The organism is Shinella sp., from assembly GCF_049651085.1.
Lineage (GTDB): Bacteria > Pseudomonadota > Alphaproteobacteria > Rhizobiales > Rhizobiaceae > Shinella.
On the sequence record NZ_JBASBL010000007.1, the window covers coordinates 12,686 to 27,199 of the forward strand.

General features: G+C 64.9%; 15 protein-coding genes. 11 read left to right on the forward strand and 4 right to left on the reverse strand.

What is annotated here, in order from left to right; translation table 11 throughout:
• Positions 1 to 1,854, reverse strand: coding sequence for a tetratricopeptide repeat protein (locus WA950_RS03300; RefSeq protein WP_424550254.1), 1,854 nt, complete (start codon positions 1,852 to 1,854; stop codon positions 1 to 3).
• On the opposite strand from WA950_RS03300, the gene WA950_RS03305 reads away from it, so the two are divergent.
• Positions 1,846 to 2,070, forward strand: coding sequence for a hypothetical protein (locus tag WA950_RS03305; protein WP_424550255.1), 225 nt, complete (start codon positions 1,846 to 1,848; stop codon positions 2,068 to 2,070). The genes WA950_RS03300 and WA950_RS03305 overlap by 9 nt on opposite strands.
• On the opposite strand, the gene WA950_RS03310 is transcribed toward WA950_RS03305, so the two are convergent.
• Positions 2,063 to 3,079: a polyprenyl synthetase family protein gene (locus WA950_RS03310; protein WP_424550256.1), complete on the reverse strand. Its 1,017-nt coding sequence runs from the start codon at positions 3,077 to 3,079 to the stop codon at positions 2,063 to 2,065. The two genes, WA950_RS03305 and WA950_RS03310, sit on opposite strands and share 8 nt — an antisense overlap.
• 107 nt (positions 3,080 to 3,186) lie before the next feature.
• On the opposite strand from WA950_RS03310, the gene WA950_RS03315 reads away from it, so the two are divergent.
• From WA950_RS03315 to WA950_RS03340, 6 genes are all read left to right on the forward strand, one after another.
• Positions 3,187 to 3,408 carry a DUF2007 domain-containing protein gene (locus WA950_RS03315; protein ID WP_424550257.1) on the forward strand — a complete coding sequence of 74 codons (222 nt, stop codon included), beginning with the start codon at positions 3,187 to 3,189 and terminating at the stop codon, positions 3,406 to 3,408.
• A complete protein-coding gene (locus WA950_RS03320; RefSeq protein ID WP_424550258.1) occupies positions 3,405 to 4,220 on the forward strand; it encodes a tRNA1(Val) (adenine(37)-N6)-methyltransferase in 816 nt (271 codons plus the stop codon). The genes WA950_RS03315 and WA950_RS03320 overlap by 4 nt, the downstream gene beginning before the upstream one ends.
• A gap of 78 nt (positions 4,221 to 4,298) precedes the next feature.
• The gene (locus WA950_RS03325; RefSeq protein ID WP_424550259.1) at positions 4,299 to 5,174 is read left to right on the forward strand and encodes a S49 family peptidase; all 876 of its coding nucleotides are present in this window, start codon (positions 4,299 to 4,301) and stop codon (positions 5,172 to 5,174) included.
• Between the two features lie 51 nt (positions 5,175 to 5,225).
• Positions 5,226 to 5,417: a hypothetical protein gene (locus WA950_RS03330; protein ID WP_424550260.1), complete on the forward strand. Its 192-nt coding sequence runs from the start codon at positions 5,226 to 5,228 to the stop codon at positions 5,415 to 5,417.
• 212 nt (positions 5,418 to 5,629) lie between these two features.
• Complete coding sequence (locus WA950_RS03335; protein WP_424550261.1) at positions 5,630 to 6,700, forward strand: dTDP-glucose 4,6-dehydratase; 1,071 nt, start codon at positions 5,630 to 5,632, stop codon at positions 6,698 to 6,700.
• Between the two features lie 162 nt (positions 6,701 to 6,862).
• A complete protein-coding gene (locus WA950_RS03340; protein ID WP_424550262.1) occupies positions 6,863 to 7,825 on the forward strand; it encodes a glycine--tRNA ligase subunit alpha in 963 nt (320 codons plus the stop codon).
• A gap of 68 nt (positions 7,826 to 7,893) precedes the next feature.
• Here WA950_RS03340 and WA950_RS03345 read toward each other — a convergent pair whose 3' ends face one another.
• Entirely contained in the window at positions 7,894 to 8,091 is a 198-nt protein-coding gene (locus WA950_RS03345; RefSeq protein ID WP_424550263.1) for a hypothetical protein, read from the reverse strand.
• Between the two features lie 198 nt (positions 8,092 to 8,289).
• Between WA950_RS03345 and WA950_RS03350 the strand changes: the two genes are divergently transcribed.
• Both WA950_RS03350 and WA950_RS03355 read left to right on the forward strand, forming a co-directional pair.
• Positions 8,290 to 8,838, forward strand: coding sequence for a LemA family protein (locus tag WA950_RS03350; protein ID WP_424550264.1), 549 nt, complete (start codon positions 8,290 to 8,292; stop codon positions 8,836 to 8,838).
• Positions 8,839 to 8,852: 14 nt separating this feature from the next.
• Positions 8,853 to 10,787, forward strand: coding sequence for a DUF2207 domain-containing protein (locus tag WA950_RS03355; protein WP_424550265.1), 1,935 nt, complete (start codon positions 8,853 to 8,855; stop codon positions 10,785 to 10,787).
• A gap of 5 nt (positions 10,788 to 10,792) precedes the next feature.
• Here WA950_RS03355 and WA950_RS03360 read toward each other — a convergent pair whose 3' ends face one another.
• Positions 10,793 to 11,887, reverse strand: coding sequence for a glycoside hydrolase family 25 protein (locus tag WA950_RS03360; RefSeq protein WP_424550266.1), 1,095 nt, complete (start codon positions 11,885 to 11,887; stop codon positions 10,793 to 10,795).
• A 173-nt stretch (positions 11,888 to 12,060) separates the two neighbouring features.
• On the opposite strand from WA950_RS03360, the gene WA950_RS03365 reads away from it, so the two are divergent.
• Together WA950_RS03365 and WA950_RS03370 are read left to right on the forward strand one after the other, a co-directional pair.
• Positions 12,061 to 12,546, forward strand: coding sequence for a BA14K family protein (locus WA950_RS03365; RefSeq protein WP_424550267.1), 486 nt, complete (start codon positions 12,061 to 12,063; stop codon positions 12,544 to 12,546).
• A gap of 193 nt (positions 12,547 to 12,739) precedes the next feature.
• On the forward strand, positions 12,740 to 14,512 hold the full coding sequence (locus WA950_RS03370; RefSeq protein WP_424550268.1) for an acyl-CoA dehydrogenase: 1,773 nt from the start codon (positions 12,740 to 12,742) through the stop codon (positions 14,510 to 14,512).
• The last annotated feature ends 2 nt before the right edge of the window (positions 14,513 to 14,514 follow it).

Consider the following 14,514-nt stretch of genomic DNA (forward strand, 5'->3'; position numbering starts at 1 on the left):
TCAGGACTTGCGGTCGGTTGCCGACACTTCCGGCGAGGGGGCCTGCACCGGCTTTTCATCCTTCGCCTCGGCCGAGGCCGGCTCGGTCTTCTTCAGTTCGGGCAGGCCGTTTTCGACCTTCAGCTTGATCTTGGGGATTTCCGCCTCTTCCGGCTTGAGGCCGAGCGCGCGGTTCCACTGGAACGTGGCTTCCAGCTTGCGGCCGACGCGCCAGTAGGCATCGCCCAGATGGTCGTTGATCGTCGGGTCGCCGGCCTTGAGCTCCGCTGCGCGCTCAAGTTCGGCCACGGCCTCGTCGAAGCGATCGAGACGGAAATAGGCCCAGCCGAGCGAATCGACGATGTAGCCATCATCCGGCTTGAGGCTCACGGCCTTGCGGATCATGTCCAGGCCCTCGTCGAGGTTGATGTTCATGTCGACCCAGGAATAGCCGAGATAGTTCAGCACCTGCGGCTGGTCAGGGTTCAGTTCCAGCGCCTTGCGGAAGTTCGGCTCGGCCTTTTCCCATTCTTTCAGGCGTTCATAGGCGATGGCGCGCTGGAAGAAGATGCTCCAGTGGTTGCGCGCCGGCACGGCGCCGATCACGTCCACGGCCTTGTCGTAGAGCGTGGCCATCGCCTGGTAGTCCTTGGCGTCGGAAAGCACGCTGCCGAGCGCGAGATAGGAGCGCAGGTCCGCCGGGTCGGCATCGATCAGTTCCTGGAGATGCTTCCTGGCTTCATCGACCTTGCCCGTATCGGCGAGGTTGAGGCCGAGCTGCAGCTCGGAAATGCGCCGCATTGGCGATTTTTCCGGCACGGAGCGGTAGTATTCGATCGCGCGGTCGGCTTTCTTCTGGCCTTCGGCAAGACCGCCGAGCAGCACCAGAACGTCGTCGCTATCCGGGTCGAGCGCGCGCGCGGCCTGCAGATAGAGCGAGACGATGTCTTCCGCGCCTTCGCGGTTCAGCGCCCCGCCGATCGAGAAGAGTACGGCGGCGGCGCCCTGGGCGGCAGTGCGCACCTGCTGCTCCTGCTTCTCGCCCGCCTCGATGCTCTGGCGCAGTGCCTTCAGCGGCGCGTAGCTGTTGATGAAGTTGTCGCCGACCGAAACCGCATCGAGCGCCTTCTGCTTGTTGCCGTCGCGCGCTTCCAGGCGCGCGAGCGCCATCACGGCGCGCAGGAACGTATCGGGCGCAGCGCTTGCGCCATTGCGGTCGAGGATGGCCTCGTTGAGCCGTGCGCGTGCGGTCGCCTTGTCACCGGCGGCGGCGGCCAGCGCGCCGGCATGGTAGTTCTTGAAGATGCCGAGCCATTCCGGCCCTTCCATGCCCGTGATGAGCTTGAGCGCTTCCTTCGACTTGCCGTCGCCGAACTTGGCCCAGGCGAGCAGCAGGTCGTTCATCATGCGGTCGAGATCGTTCGGTCCCTTGTAGACGAGGATCCGCTCGGCGTTCTTGTATTCCCGCTTGCGGATCGCCTCCATGCCGCGCACGACCGAGGTGATGCGCTCGACGGCCGGGTCGGTCTTCAGCGAATCGGCAAGCTTGACGCCTTCCTCGAAGTCGCCGTTCATCAGCTGCGTTACCATCAGGCGCTGCTTGACGTCGGAATTCGTCGGATCGAACTGAAGCGCGATCTTGTAGAGCGCGACGGCGGTCTCGTAGTCCTTGTCGAAATCCGCCGTGCGGGCGGCAAGGAAGGCACCCGAGAAGGTGTTGACGCTGAGCGGATCGAACGGCGTTTCCTCGGCGGCTGCCGCTGCGGGCTTTTCCTCCGCATGAGCCGCCAGAGGGCCGGCCAGGGAACCGGCAAGTGCGATGCTTGCCGCAATCGCCACGCCGGAAAGAAGCCGAAGGAGAAGGGAATGCCGCATCAAAATGCCTTTCGCCACAGAATATCGAGTTCGCCCCCCACAACGCCGCCGGTCATACGAGGGGCGCTGCAGAACTCAAAGGAAGCCGGGCATGACAAATCATGCCACGATGGCGCCCAAATCAGTCATGGACTCATGACGGCAGAGAATGGCTTTTTTGGCGCGGTGCGGCAAGAAAATCCTGCCGCACCGATTTTGGCGCCTGTGTTCAGCTGACGCGGGCGATCGCGAAATCGATGACGTCGAGCAGTGCATCCTTCCATGGCGATGGCGGCAGCGGGGCCAGTGCATCGCGGGCGATCATGCCGTAGTGCTGCGCGCGAGCGATGGTGTCCGTCAGGCCGCCATAGCGCGAAATGAGACCGAATGCATGCTCGAGGCTTGCATCGTCGCTCTTGCCGCCCTCGATGGCTTCCCGCCAGAAGGCGCGGTCTTCCGCCGTGCCGCGGCGCCAGGCGAGGATGACCGGCAGCGTGATCTTGCCCTCGCGGAAATCGTCGCCGGTGTTCTTGCCGAGATCAGCCGCCTTGCCGCCATAGTCCAGCGCGTCGTCGACGAGCTGGAAGGCGAGGCCCAGATTCATGCCGTAGGATTTCAGCGCATTGCGCTGGGCCTTGCTGGTATTGGCGATGATCGGGCCGACTTCGGCTGCCGCGGCAAAGAGCGCTGCGGTCTTGGCGCGGATGACTTCGAGATAGTCGTCCTCGGTCGTTTCCATGTTCTTGGCGACGGAGAGCTGCAGCACCTCGCCTTCCGCGATCACGGTGGCGGCGGTGGACAGCACGTCGAGCGCTTCCAGCGAGCCGACCTCGACCATCATCTTGAAGGCCTGGCCGAGCAGGAAATCGCCGACGAGCACGCTCGCCTGGTTGCCCCAGATCATGCGCGCGGTGGATTTGCCGCGGCGCAGGTTGCTCTCGTCCACCACGTCGTCATGCAGCAGCGTTGCCGTGTGCATGAACTCGACGCTGGTCGCAAGCTTCACGTGGTGGTCGCCGTCATAGCCGAACATCGAGGCGGCCGCGAGCGTCAGCATGGGACGCAGGCGCTTGCCGCCGGACGAGATCAGGTGGTTGGCGACCTCCGGAATCATCTGCACGTCGGAACCGGCCTTGGACAGGATGAGCTGGTTCACCCGTTCCATATCGGCCTTCGTGAGGTCGACGAGCGGTTTCACCGACGCCTGTTTGTTTTTGCCTTCTTCAAGCGGTATCACGACGCCCAAATGCCGGACTCCTGTTCATTTTTGTTGAAAGACAATAGAAAGCGGGGCCTTCTGCGGCAAGAGGCGAAATGTCCCGCCTCCGGAATTATGGCTGGAAAACGACCGGAATGATCGAACTGATCCGCACCAATGACGCCGTCCTGCTCTCTTTTGCCGGGAGCCTCATGAAGGAGGCGGGAATCCATTGCCTGATCGCCGACGAGGGCATGAGCATCCTCGAAGGTTCGCTCGGCATGCTGCCACGCCGTTTTCTTGTGGAAAGCGACCGGGAGGACGAGGCGCGGCAGATATTGAAGGACGCGGGCCTTTCGGCGGAGCTGCGTCCGTGAGCGGCGACGGTCTGACGCACACGCAAGTGCAGAAGGCTGTCATCGAAACCGTCGATGCCTTCCACTATGGTCGCTTCCATGTCGTGCAGCCGAAGGGCATCGGCCATCGGTCCGGTATGGATGCCATGCTGCTGGCCGCGCTGGTGGCGGGGCAGGGGCCGATACGGGTCGCCGATCTGGGGGCCGGGGCGGGGGCCGCCGGCCTTGCCGTCGCCGCGCGCATCGAAAAGGCCGAAGTGCTGCTGGTCGAGCGCTCGCCGTTGATGGCCGACTTTGCCCGCAAGACGCTGGCGCTCCCGTCCAATGCCGCCTTTGCCGGCCGGGTCTCGGTCCTCGAAGCGGACGTCTCGCTGTCCGGCCGGGCGCGGGTGGCGGCCGGGCTGGTGGACGAGGCCTGCGACTATGTGATCATGAACCCGCCCTTCAACGACCGTATCTACAACCGCCCGCCGGATGCCCTGAAGGCCGAGGCGCATGCGATGGACGAAGACCTTTTCGAACGCTGGATCAGGACGGCGGCAGCCATCCTGAAACCGGGCGGCCAGCTCTCGCTGATCGCCCGCCCGCAATCGATCGGCGAGATCATCGCCGCCTGCGGCCGCCGCCTGGGCGGCATCGAGATCACGGCGCTGCATCCGCGTGCCGACGAAGCGGCCCTGCGTATCCTCGTCACCGCCATCAAGGGCAAGCGCACCAGCCTTTCGCTGCGCATGCCGCTCGTCATGCACGAGCCCGGCCAGCACGCCTTCACGCCTTTCGTCAAAGACCTCAACAACGGCAACACCGCCTATGCCAGGCTATCCAAAGCCTGAATATTCAGCGGTTGCCATTGCGTTTTCGCCCGTCGTGCATACATCAGCCGGGCAACCAAACAGGAGATTGAGCGCACGATGGCCGGGTTTTTGAAGAGGCTGGTACCGAAGAAGTTCCGCAAGGAAGGCATCGTGATCCCGGTCGTCCGGCTGCACGGGGCGATCATGGCGAGCGGCAGCCAGCTCCGCCCGGCATTGAACCTTGCCACCGCCGCGCCCGCGCTCGAAAAAGCCTTTGCCTACAAGGATGCGCCGGCCGTTGCGATTTCCATCAATTCTCCGGGCGGCTCGCCGGTGCAGTCGCGGCTGATCTTCCAGCGCATCCGTGATCTTGCGACAGAGAAGAACAAGCATGTGCTGGTCTTCGTCGAGGATGTCGCTGCCTCGGGCGGCTACATGATCGCGCTCGCCGGCGACGAGATCTTTGCCGATCCGACCTCGATCGTCGGCTCCATCGGCGTCGTCTCGGGCGGTTTCGGCTTCCCGGAAATGCTCAAGAAGATCGGCGTCGAGCGGCGCGTCTATACCGCCGGCAGCAACAAGGCGATCCTCGATCCGTTCCAGCCGGAGCGCGAAGAGGAGATCGAGTATCTGAAATCCCTGCAGCTCGAGATCCACCAGGTGTTTATCGACATGGTGAAGGCCCGTCGCGGAACCAGGCTGGTGGACGATCCGGACCTGTTCTCCGGCCTGTTCTGGACCGGTGGCCGCGGCCGCGCGCTTGGCCTTGTCGACGGATTGTCGGACATGCGCACGGAACTGAAGCGCCGCTACGGGCCGAAGACGCGGCTGGAGCTTGTTTCGACGCCGAAGGGGCTGTTCGGTCGCAGGTCCCCCGGCATAGGGGGGCTTTCCGCAGACGTGGCGGAGCGTATAGGCTCTGCCGGCGTGGCGGCCGTGGCCGGTCTTGCGGAGGAAAAGGCGCTGTGGGGGCGCTTCGGCCTTTCCGGATAAGACGGTCGGGGCACTCGCCGCATAAACAACGAAAACAAAAGGGGAGGGGCGATGGCCCAGATCATCTTTCTGCTTCTGGTCGTCGGGCTTGCCTGGTTCGGCTACCGCAAGTTCGTCGCCGATGCCGAGCGGCTGAGCAAGCTGCGCAAGCGCTCCGACGAGGAGCGCCGCACGGGCGCGACCGGCACGCTCGTCAAGGATCCGGAGACCGGCGAATATCGCCTGCGCCGCGACGAGGAGTAGCGTTGCGGCACGTTTCGGTGCCGCTGCGGGATTGCTGAAAGAAGCCGTTCTGTGCCGCCTTGGCGCATTAACCACATCTCGTAAGGTTAACGACGGCTTTATCTCTTTACGCGCGATGGTTGCCGTTGCACCCGCGCGCAGGAGAACCGATCTGTGAGGCAAGGGTCGCATCCGGCGACCCACGATGCGTCTGCACGGAACGGAGTAAACCCATGGCCTCGCTCACCCTCGATCGGATTCGCACCATCGTCGTGACGGGCGGTGCTGGCTTCGTCGGCTCGCACATCGTTGACGACCTTCTGGCACACTGCCCGAATGCCCGCATCCGCGTGCTCGACGCCTTCACCTATGCCGCCGACATGTCCCATCTCGACGCCGCCTTCCGCACCGGCCGCGTGACGATCCAGGAAGGAGATATCGGCAATCTCGACCTCGTGACGGAAATGCTGAAGGACGTCGATCTCGTCGTGCATGCGGCGGGCGAAAGCCATGTCGAGCGCGCCTTTTCAGTGCCGGAGCGTTTCACGGTCGCCAACGCGCTCGGCACGCAGGTGCTTGTCGAGGCGATGGGCCGCCGCCGCGTGCCCTTGATGATCCATGTCAGCACGGCGGATGTCTACGGCGCGGGCACCGGCGGGCCGCTCGGTGAGCACACGCCGCTGTTGCCGGACAATCCCTATGGCGCTTCCAAGGCCGCCGCGGAAATGCTGATCGCGGGCCTCACCCGCTCCTACGATCTCGATATCCGTGTGCTGCGCCCGGTCAACATCGTCGGCACGCGCCAGAACACGGAAAAGCTGCTGCCGCTCTTCCTGGAACTGGCAGCCGTCGGCCGGCCGTTGCCGGTGCATGGCGACGGCACGCAGACCCGCGCCTTCGTCACCATTGCGGATTTTTGCGCGGCGATGCGGACGGTCATCACGCGCGGGGCGGAAAACGCCACCTACAACGTGGCCGGCAACGACGTGCATGATGTCCTTGCCATCGCCCGCATGGTGCTCGATGCGGTGCAGGATCCGATTTCCGGCGTCAGCTTCACCGGCGGACGGCCGGGCAATGCCAGCCGCCCGCCGCTCGACACGACGGCGCTGCGGGCGCTCGGCTGGCAGGAGAAGGGATCGCTGGCGCGCGAGCTGCCGATGCTTGCAGCCTGGTATGGCGCCCGCGTTCCGGGCGGCGCGCGCCGCCGCCTTGCGCAGGTGCCCAACCTGGCGCCCCAGCGGGTGCAGGCCGTTGCGCAGACTGCCGGATCGGGGCTCTTCCGCTCCCTCGAACGGCACTAGCGCGTCCTTTGAATCCGGAGCATCTTGTCTGTGAACAGGCTAATGCGCCTGATCGCGGGACGCACTGAGCGGGTTTCGGCGAACCGCCGAAACCCTTGACCCTTCCGGCGCATCGTGGCACCAGTCCGCCAGCTTTTCAAAGAATGCCCGGACCCGAAACCGATGACCTCTGCCGCCCTGCCTGACCATATGAATCCGACCCGCTCCTTCCAGGGGCTGATCCTGACCCTGCACAATTACTGGGCGGACAAGGGCTGTGCGATCCTCCAGCCCTATGACATGGAAGTGGGCGCCGGCACGTTCCATCCGGCAACGACGCTGCGTGCGCTCGGGCCGCGCCCCTGGCGCGCTGCCTATGTGCAGCCCTCGCGCCGCCCCTCGGACGGGCGCTATGGCGAAAACCCCAACCGCCTCCAGCACTATTACCAGTATCAGGTCATCCTGAAGCCGAACCCGTCGAACCTGCAGGAGCTTTATCTCGGCTCGCTCGCCGCCATCGGCCTCGATCCGCTGCTGCATGACGTGCGTTTCGTGGAGGACGACTGGGAAAGCCCGACGCTCGGCGCCTGGGGCCTCGGCTGGGAATGCTGGTGCGACGGCATGGAAGTCTCGCAGTTCACCTATTTCCAGCAGGTCTGCGGCATCGAATGCTCGCCCGTCGCGGGCGAATTGACCTACGGTCTCGAGCGCCTCGCCATGTATGTGCAGGGCGTCGACAATGTCTACGACCTCAACTTCAACGGCCGCGAGGGCGACGAGAAGATTACCTATGGCGACGTCTTCCTGCAGGCCGAGCAGGAATATTCCCGCCACAATTTCGAATATGCCGACACGGCCATGCTGCACCGGCATTTCATCGATGCGGAGAAGGAGTGCCTGGCGCTGCTCGCCGCCGGTGCGCCGGGTGATGCGGACAACCAGCGCCTGCACAAATGCGTGCTGCCGGCCTACGACCAGTGCATCAAGGCCTCGCATGTCTTCAACCTGCTCGATGCGCGCGGCGTGATTTCGGTCACCGAACGCCAGAGCTATATCCTGCGCGTGCGCACGCTGGCGAAAGCCTGCGGCGAGGCCTTCCTGCTGACGGATGCCGGCGGCGTGAACTGGAACAAGGACGCGGCCTGAGCGGTCCGGCCGTCAAGGCGCAAGAACAAAGCCATCCGGTTCAGCCGGGTGGCTTTTTTGTTGGTGGGTCAGGCCAGCGTCGAAGCCTTCACGCCGAGTTCCCAGACGGGCTTCAGCGTCGGCATGGCGCCGGTCGGCAGCTGTCCGGCATAGGTCTGGAGAGCCCGGCGCACGCCGGACGGACGATCGACCGCAGCGCCCGTCGTGTAGGCGAGGAAGAGGGCGGTGAACCCGAGGACGTTGATGGTGAGGGCGAGGGCTTTCATGGTCGTTGCTTCTGCGGTTCGTGTTGTTGGTGAAGCGACTATCGGGCAAAGGCCGCCGCAGCGCGGTTCCCGCGGTGACAGGCCGGCACGCGTCTGATGTCCTTGATGAAATTGGCGCCGCTTCCCGCGCGCGGGGGCTTTCCAGCGGCGCGGCGAATGCTAAGTTCCCCTGAACGCCAAGGAGCAGGGGAGACATTCATGATCGGTCTGGCAATCGCGGCAGTGGTCGTCATCTACGCCATCGTCATCTACAACGGCCTCGTGCGGGCACGGCAGATGAAGGAGGAAGCCTGGTCGGGCATCGACGTGCAGCTGAAGCGCCGCGCCGACCTCATTCCCAACCTGCTGGAGACGGTGAAGGGCTACGCCACGCATGAGAAGGAAACGCTGGAAAAGGTCGTCGAACTGCGTAACCGCGCCCAGGCCGTTCCCGCCGGCGACGTTGCCGGCCGCGCCCAGGCGGAAGGCATGCTGAGCCAGGCGCTCGGCCGTATCTTCGCCCTTGCCGAAGCCTATCCGGACCTCAAGGCGAACCAGAACTTCGCCGAGTTGCAAGAGACGCTGGAAACGATCGAGGGCGAGATCCAGATGTCGCGGCGCTACTACAACGGCGCGGCGCGCGATCTCAACGTCAAGGTCGAGAGCTTTCCCTCGAACCTCCTCGCCAGCCTCTTCAAATTCATCAAGGCGCCCTATTTCGAGATCGAAAACCCGGACGACCGGGCCGTGCCGAGCGTCAAGTTCTAGTGCGGGAGCCTGCCATGACGCGGATCGTCGCGCTTCTGGCGCTGTGGCTCTGCCTTCTGGCCGGCGGCGCGGCGCGGGCGGAAGAATATTTCGACCGCTACCATTCCGATATCGCGGTGGCGAAGAACGGCACGCTGACGGTGACGGAGACGATGCGCGTCTATGCCGAGGGCATCAATATCCGCCGTGGCATCTACCGCGATTTCCCGCTCACCTTCACCGATGCGCAAGGGCGCGAGCGCGAGGTGGGCTTCAAAATCCTCGGCGTTGAGCGCGACGGACGGCCCGAGCCATACCGAACGGAGAGGATCGGCGGCGGCACCCGCATCTTCTTCGGCTCGGCCGACGTGCTGCTCGACAGGGGGTTCCACCAGTATCGCCTGACCTATGAGACGACGCGCCAGATCCGCTTCTTCGATACGCATGACGAACTATTCTGGAATGTCACCGGCACGGAATGGGCCTTTCCCATCTATCGGGCGAGCGCAGCGGTGACGCTGCCGCAGGGCGTGAGCGCACAGCAGCTGACCTATTTCACCGGCCCCTACGGCGCGACGGAAAAATACGCCCGTGCCGAAAGCCGCGGCAACCGGGCAACGTTCGAGACGACGCGTGAACTGGGCCCGCAGGAGGGGCTGACGATCGGCGTGAAGATGCCGGCCGGCAGCATAGACAAGCCGACGGCGCAGGAGGAGCGGATGTTCTTCTTCAAGGACAACCGCAATCTTTTCCTGGCCTTCGGCGGGCTTGTTCTCGTAGTCGGCTACTATCTCTGGGCCTGGATTTCGGTCGGCCGGGATCCGCCCCGCGGCGTGGTCGTGCCGCGCTGGGATGCGCCGGAGGGCATGTCGCCGGCACTCGTCAACTATATCGAGGAGAAGGGATTTGGCGGGCGGGGCTGGACGGCGATCTCCGCCTCCTTCCTCAATCTCGCCGTCAAGGGCCTCGTGGACCTTCAGGATCTCAAGACGTCGATCACCGTCGTGCGCACCGGAAAGTCCGTCGAGGGAGCTTTGCCGACCGGCGAGAAGGTGCTGCTCGGGGCGCTCGGCACGCCCGGCGCGAGCCTTGCCATCCAGAAGTCGAACGGCAAGCAGGTGCAGGCGCTGGGCAGCGATTTTCGCGATGCGATGGAAAAGGAGCACCGCCGCAAGTATTACCTCGCCAACTGGCCGCAGATAATCGGCGGGATCCTGCTTTCGCTCGTTTGCCTGGCGGGCCTCTTGATCTTCGGCTCGCTGCCGGAAGAGGGCATCGTGCTGGTCATCCTGCCCGTCTTCGCTTCGGTGTTCGTGTCGATCTTCGCGGTCGGGCTCGGCCAGAACCTCAGACAGGCAAAATCGCTTGGCGCGCGCATCCTGGCCGTGGCGATCATCGCCTTCGTGGGCTTCATCTTCGTCACGGTCTTCGGCAGCATTGCCGTGGCGCTCTTCGTGGAGAGCGCGGCCTCCGGCCACCTGCCGCTGTTTGCCGCCGTCGGCGGCATCGTCGTGACGAACCTTGTCTTCTTCTTCCTGATGGGCGCGCCGACGCCGCTCGGGCGCAAGATGATGGACGGCATCGAGGGGCTGCGGCAATATCTGACGCTTGCCGAGAAGGACCGCATGAACATGGCCGGTGCGCCGGAAATGTCGCCCCGCCATTTCGAGAAGCTGCTGCCCTATGCGGTGGCGCTCGGCGTGGAAAAGCCCTGGTCGGAAACCTTTGACCGCTGGCTGCTTGCCGCTGCGGCGGCCGGCGCCGCTGCCGCCTACCAGCCCGCCTGGTATCACGGCGGCAACTTCTCTTCCGGCAGTTTTTCCGATCGGGTGGGCGGCTTTGCCGGCTCCATGGCGGGCACGATGACGTCCTCGCTGCCCGATCCGCCGAAAAGCTCGTCCTCGGGCTTCTCATCCGGTGGCGGTTCGTCCGGCGGCGGTGGTGGCGGTGGAGGTGGTGGCGGCTGGTAGGCCGCTCAGTTGTCCTGATAGTTGAGCGGCGTGATCTCGACCATGCGGCGGCCCAGCGTGACCGTCGCCGAGCCGGCAGCCGCAAGACCCGTATCGACCGAGGCGGAAACGCTGACGGGGAAGGAGGCGACCGCGCCGGAAGCGAGCGTGATCGCGCCCGTCGTCTGCGCCACGATCCCGGTTGAGGCGGCAGCTTCCACCGTGGCGTTCAGCGCGCCGCTCGCGGGAATGGAGGCGGTAAGGATGTCATCCGGCGGCTCGAAGGGTTTTTCCGGCAGGAGGCTGCCGAATGCCCAGGCTGCTTTCAGCTCGGTCTTCGTCATCGGCGCAACATTGACGTCGATGTCGTTCTGCGCCCCCTTTACCCGGTAGGGGCAGCGCCGCTTCGAGCAGTTCACGCCGGCCGAGAATTGCCAGAGCGCGTAGTTGTCCCAGTTGCCCATCGGGAAGCTGCCGGTGATGCCGGGCTTGTAACGGGCATACCAGAGCGGCAGGCGCGAAAGGATGCGGTATTCGTCGCGGTTGGCGGCGATGTAACGGGCGGTGGTGTGATTGGTGTAGAGCACAGGATAGCGGCCCGTGCGCGTCTTGACGTGGCCGGCAAAGATCTGTGCATCGTCCAGCGACATGTAGTTTTCCGGATCGATGCCTTCGATGTCGAGCACCATCATCTCGTCATCCTGCGGATTGGCATAGTCGAGGAAATGGTTGGCCTGGTCGACCGGATTGCCGGGACGGGCGAGATGGTAGGCGCCCCAGAGCAGGCCCCTGGAGCGGGCAAGAAGCCGGCGCGTCTCGTAAAGCTCGCGGCTCACCGCATATTTGCGCCACATCGTCTTGCAATGCGCGAATGTATCGCCGCTGTGGTCGCCGTTGCAGCTGTAGCTTTCCGGCAGTCCGTCGGAGGCTTTCGAGATGAAGCCGGTGATGCGCTTGTCGGAAAGCATCTGCGACCAGTCGATCTCGTTGAGCTCGTAGGCGTCGATGACGATGGCGTTTTCCGGATTTTTCCAGGGCTCGCTGTCGGCGGCCTGGACCTGGCCTGGCAAGGCGGCTGGAAGAAGAAGGGCGGCAAGGCCGAAAAGCTGCTTCGGGTTCATGGACGCTCCTTCGCGAATCGCTGGTCCTCGCAAGCGGGGAGATTGCGGCAGGCATGGTTAACGAATGGCTAAAGCCTGTGGCCCTGTTCAGCGGAACAATATGCTACGATAGGCGTTCCGTTGGCAAATCGCCGCGCGGCGCGAGCCCGGGCGATCGATCCAGGAGAAGCGCCATGAGACTTACAAGCAAATGCCTGGTCGTTGCGCTTTCAGCGCTGTTTGCCGCCACGCCGGCGGTGCCCGCCGCAGCCATGCCGCTGCCGGTGGTCAAGGTCCAGCCGGTCGAGGCCGGTACGGGCGCGCAGCTCGTCGATCACCGCTGGGGCTATCGCCGCCACTGGCGCGGCGGGCACAGATGGGGTCGCTATGAGGGACGCCGCTGGTATCCGCGCGGACGCTACGACGATTGGCGGGGCGGCCGCTACGGCTACTACCACGGCTATCGCCATCGCCACCGTAGCGATGCGTGGGTGCCCCTCGCCATCCTCGGCATGGGCGCCATCGTCGGCAGTGCCATCGCCAATGAGCGGCGTGGCTATGTTGGCGGCGGCTCGCATGTGAACTGGTGCGCAAACCGCTATCGCTCCTACCGGGCCTACGACAACACGTTCCAGCCTTACAACGGCCCGCGCCGTCCGTGCTACTCGCCCTATCGCTGATTGGCGTTCCGTCAGGGGGCGATGGGGTCCGGCGCAGGACACATCCGAGGACAGGCCGCCCGGTTCGCAACCGGGCGGCCTTTTCCGTTGCGGAAGGTTTTTGTGAATATTGACGTTTACGTAAAAATCAATAATCTGGACACCAGCACGTAGTCGCGCCCCGGATCGGGGAGGGCGTCGGAGGAGGATAGAGATGTACAAGGCGCCGGTCGAGGAGATTGCGTTCACGCTGAAACACGTTGCGGGGCTGACGCCCGCGCTGGAGGGCGGCCATCTCGGGGACCTGACAGACGACCTCGTCGATGCCATCCTGTCCGAGGCCGGACGGTTCGCCTCCGAGGAAGTCGCTCCGCTTGCCGAGATCGGCGACCGGCAGGGCGCGCGCCTTGCCGATGGCAAGGTATCGATGCCGGATGGCTGGCCGGCGCTCTACAAGGCCTGGGCGCAAGGCGGCTGGAATTCGCTGACCGCCTCGCCCGACTTTGGCGGGCAGGGGCTTCCCCACATGCTGCATGTCGCTGCGCTCGAAATGTGGAACAGCGGCTCGATGGCTTTCGCCATCGGCCCGACGCTCACCATCGGCGCCATCGAGGCGCTGAGCGCACACGGCTCCGATCATCTGAAGAGCACCTATCTGCCGAAGATGGTTTCCGGCGAGTGGATGGGGTCGATGAACCTCACCGAGCCGCATGCCGGCTCCGACCTCGGCGTCATGAAGACCCGCGCCGAGCGCCGCGACGACGGCACCTACCGGCTGTTCGGCCAGAAGATCTTCATCACCTATGGCGAGCATGATTTCACCGACAATATCGTGCATCTGGTGCTCGCTCGCCTGCCGGATGCGCCGGCCGGCACGCGCGGTATTTCGCTCTTTCTGGTGCCGAAGTTCCTCGTTAACGCGGACGGCTCGCTCGGGCCTCGCAACGATGCCCATTGCCATTCCATCGAGCACAAGCTCGGCATCCACGGCTCGCCCACCTGCACCATGATCTACGGCGACGGCCGCTTCGGCGACGAGCCGGGCGCCATCGGCTGGCTGATCGGCGAGGAGAATCGCGGCCTCGCCTGCATGTTCACCATGATGAACAATGCCCGCCTCGCCGTCGGCATGCAGGGCGTGGCGATTGCCGAGGCGGCGACCCAGAAGGCCATCGCCTATGCGAAGGAGCGCACGCAGGGCAAGGCGCCCGGCTGGCAGGGCTCCGGCATGAGCCCGATCATCGAGCACCCGGACGTCGCCCGCATGCTCTTGACCATGAAGGTGCTGACCCAGGGCGCACGCGCCATCACCTATGCCTGCGCCCACGCGGTCGACCTGTCGCATGGCGAGGATGCAAGGCACTGGGCCGAGCGCGCCAGCCTGCTCACGCCCATCGCCAAGAGCTTCGCCACCGATGCCGGCGTCGATGTCGCCTCGCTCGGCGTGCAGGTGCATGGCGGCATGGGCTTCATCGAGGAGACGGGCGCGGCCCGCCTTCTGCGCGATGCCCGCATCGCGCCGATCTACGAGGGCACCAACGGCATTCAGGCGATCGATCTCGTGACGCGCAAGCTGCCGCTCTCGGACGGCAAGCATATTGGCGGCTTCATCGCCGAACTGCGCGACATCGCCGCAAGAGCCCGTGCCGCCAATGCCCCCGCGCTCGGCGAGACCGGCGACCGGCTGGAAGCCAGTATCGATGACCTCGAAGCCGCCACGCAGTGGCTGCTCGCAACGCTTGCCGAAGGCAAGCAGGCGGAGGCGCTGGCGGGCGCTACGGCCTACCAGCGGCTGTTCGGCCTCGTCCTGACCGGCGCCTATCTCGCCAAGGGCGCGCTTGCCGACGGCGGCGACGGCCGCAATGCGGCGCGTGCCGCGCTTTGCCGCTTCGCAGCGGAAAACGTCATCGGCGAAACGGTGGCGCTGCGCGATCGCGTCACCACCGGCGCGGCCAGCCTTGCCGCCGCCCGCACGGTTCTGGATTGAGG

Excerpts from the sequence above, each read along its gene's own strand:
- WA950_RS03305 (WP_424550255.1), top strand. The coding sequence starts at position 1,846 with ATGCCGCATCAAAATGCCTTTCGCCACAGAATATCGAGTTCGCCCCCC.
- WA950_RS03300 (WP_424550254.1), bottom strand. The coding sequence starts at position 1,854 with ATGCGGCATTCCCTTCTCCTTCGGCTTCTTTCCGGCGTGGCGATTGCG.
- WA950_RS03315 (WP_424550257.1), top strand. The coding sequence starts at position 3,187 with ATGATCGAACTGATCCGCACCAATGACGCCGTCCTGCTCTCTTTTGCC.
- WA950_RS03325 (WP_424550259.1), top strand. The coding sequence starts at position 4,299 with ATGGCCGGGTTTTTGAAGAGGCTGGTACCGAAGAAGTTCCGCAAGGAA.
- WA950_RS03330 (WP_424550260.1), top strand. The coding sequence starts at position 5,226 with ATGGCCCAGATCATCTTTCTGCTTCTGGTCGTCGGGCTTGCCTGGTTC.
- WA950_RS03335 (WP_424550261.1), top strand. The coding sequence starts at position 5,630 with ATGGCCTCGCTCACCCTCGATCGGATTCGCACCATCGTCGTGACGGGC.
- WA950_RS03340 (WP_424550262.1), top strand. The coding sequence starts at position 6,863 with ATGACCTCTGCCGCCCTGCCTGACCATATGAATCCGACCCGCTCCTTC.
- WA950_RS03345 (WP_424550263.1), bottom strand. The coding sequence starts at position 8,091 with ATGAAAGCCCTCGCCCTCACCATCAACGTCCTCGGGTTCACCGCCCTC.
- WA950_RS03350 (WP_424550264.1), top strand. The coding sequence starts at position 8,290 with ATGATCGGTCTGGCAATCGCGGCAGTGGTCGTCATCTACGCCATCGTC.
- WA950_RS03355 (WP_424550265.1), top strand. The coding sequence starts at position 8,853 with ATGACGCGGATCGTCGCGCTTCTGGCGCTGTGGCTCTGCCTTCTGGCC.
- WA950_RS03360 (WP_424550266.1), bottom strand. The coding sequence starts at position 11,887 with ATGAACCCGAAGCAGCTTTTCGGCCTTGCCGCCCTTCTTCTTCCAGCC.
- WA950_RS03365 (WP_424550267.1), top strand. The coding sequence starts at position 12,061 with ATGAGACTTACAAGCAAATGCCTGGTCGTTGCGCTTTCAGCGCTGTTT.
- WA950_RS03370 (WP_424550268.1), top strand. The coding sequence starts at position 12,740 with ATGTACAAGGCGCCGGTCGAGGAGATTGCGTTCACGCTGAAACACGTT.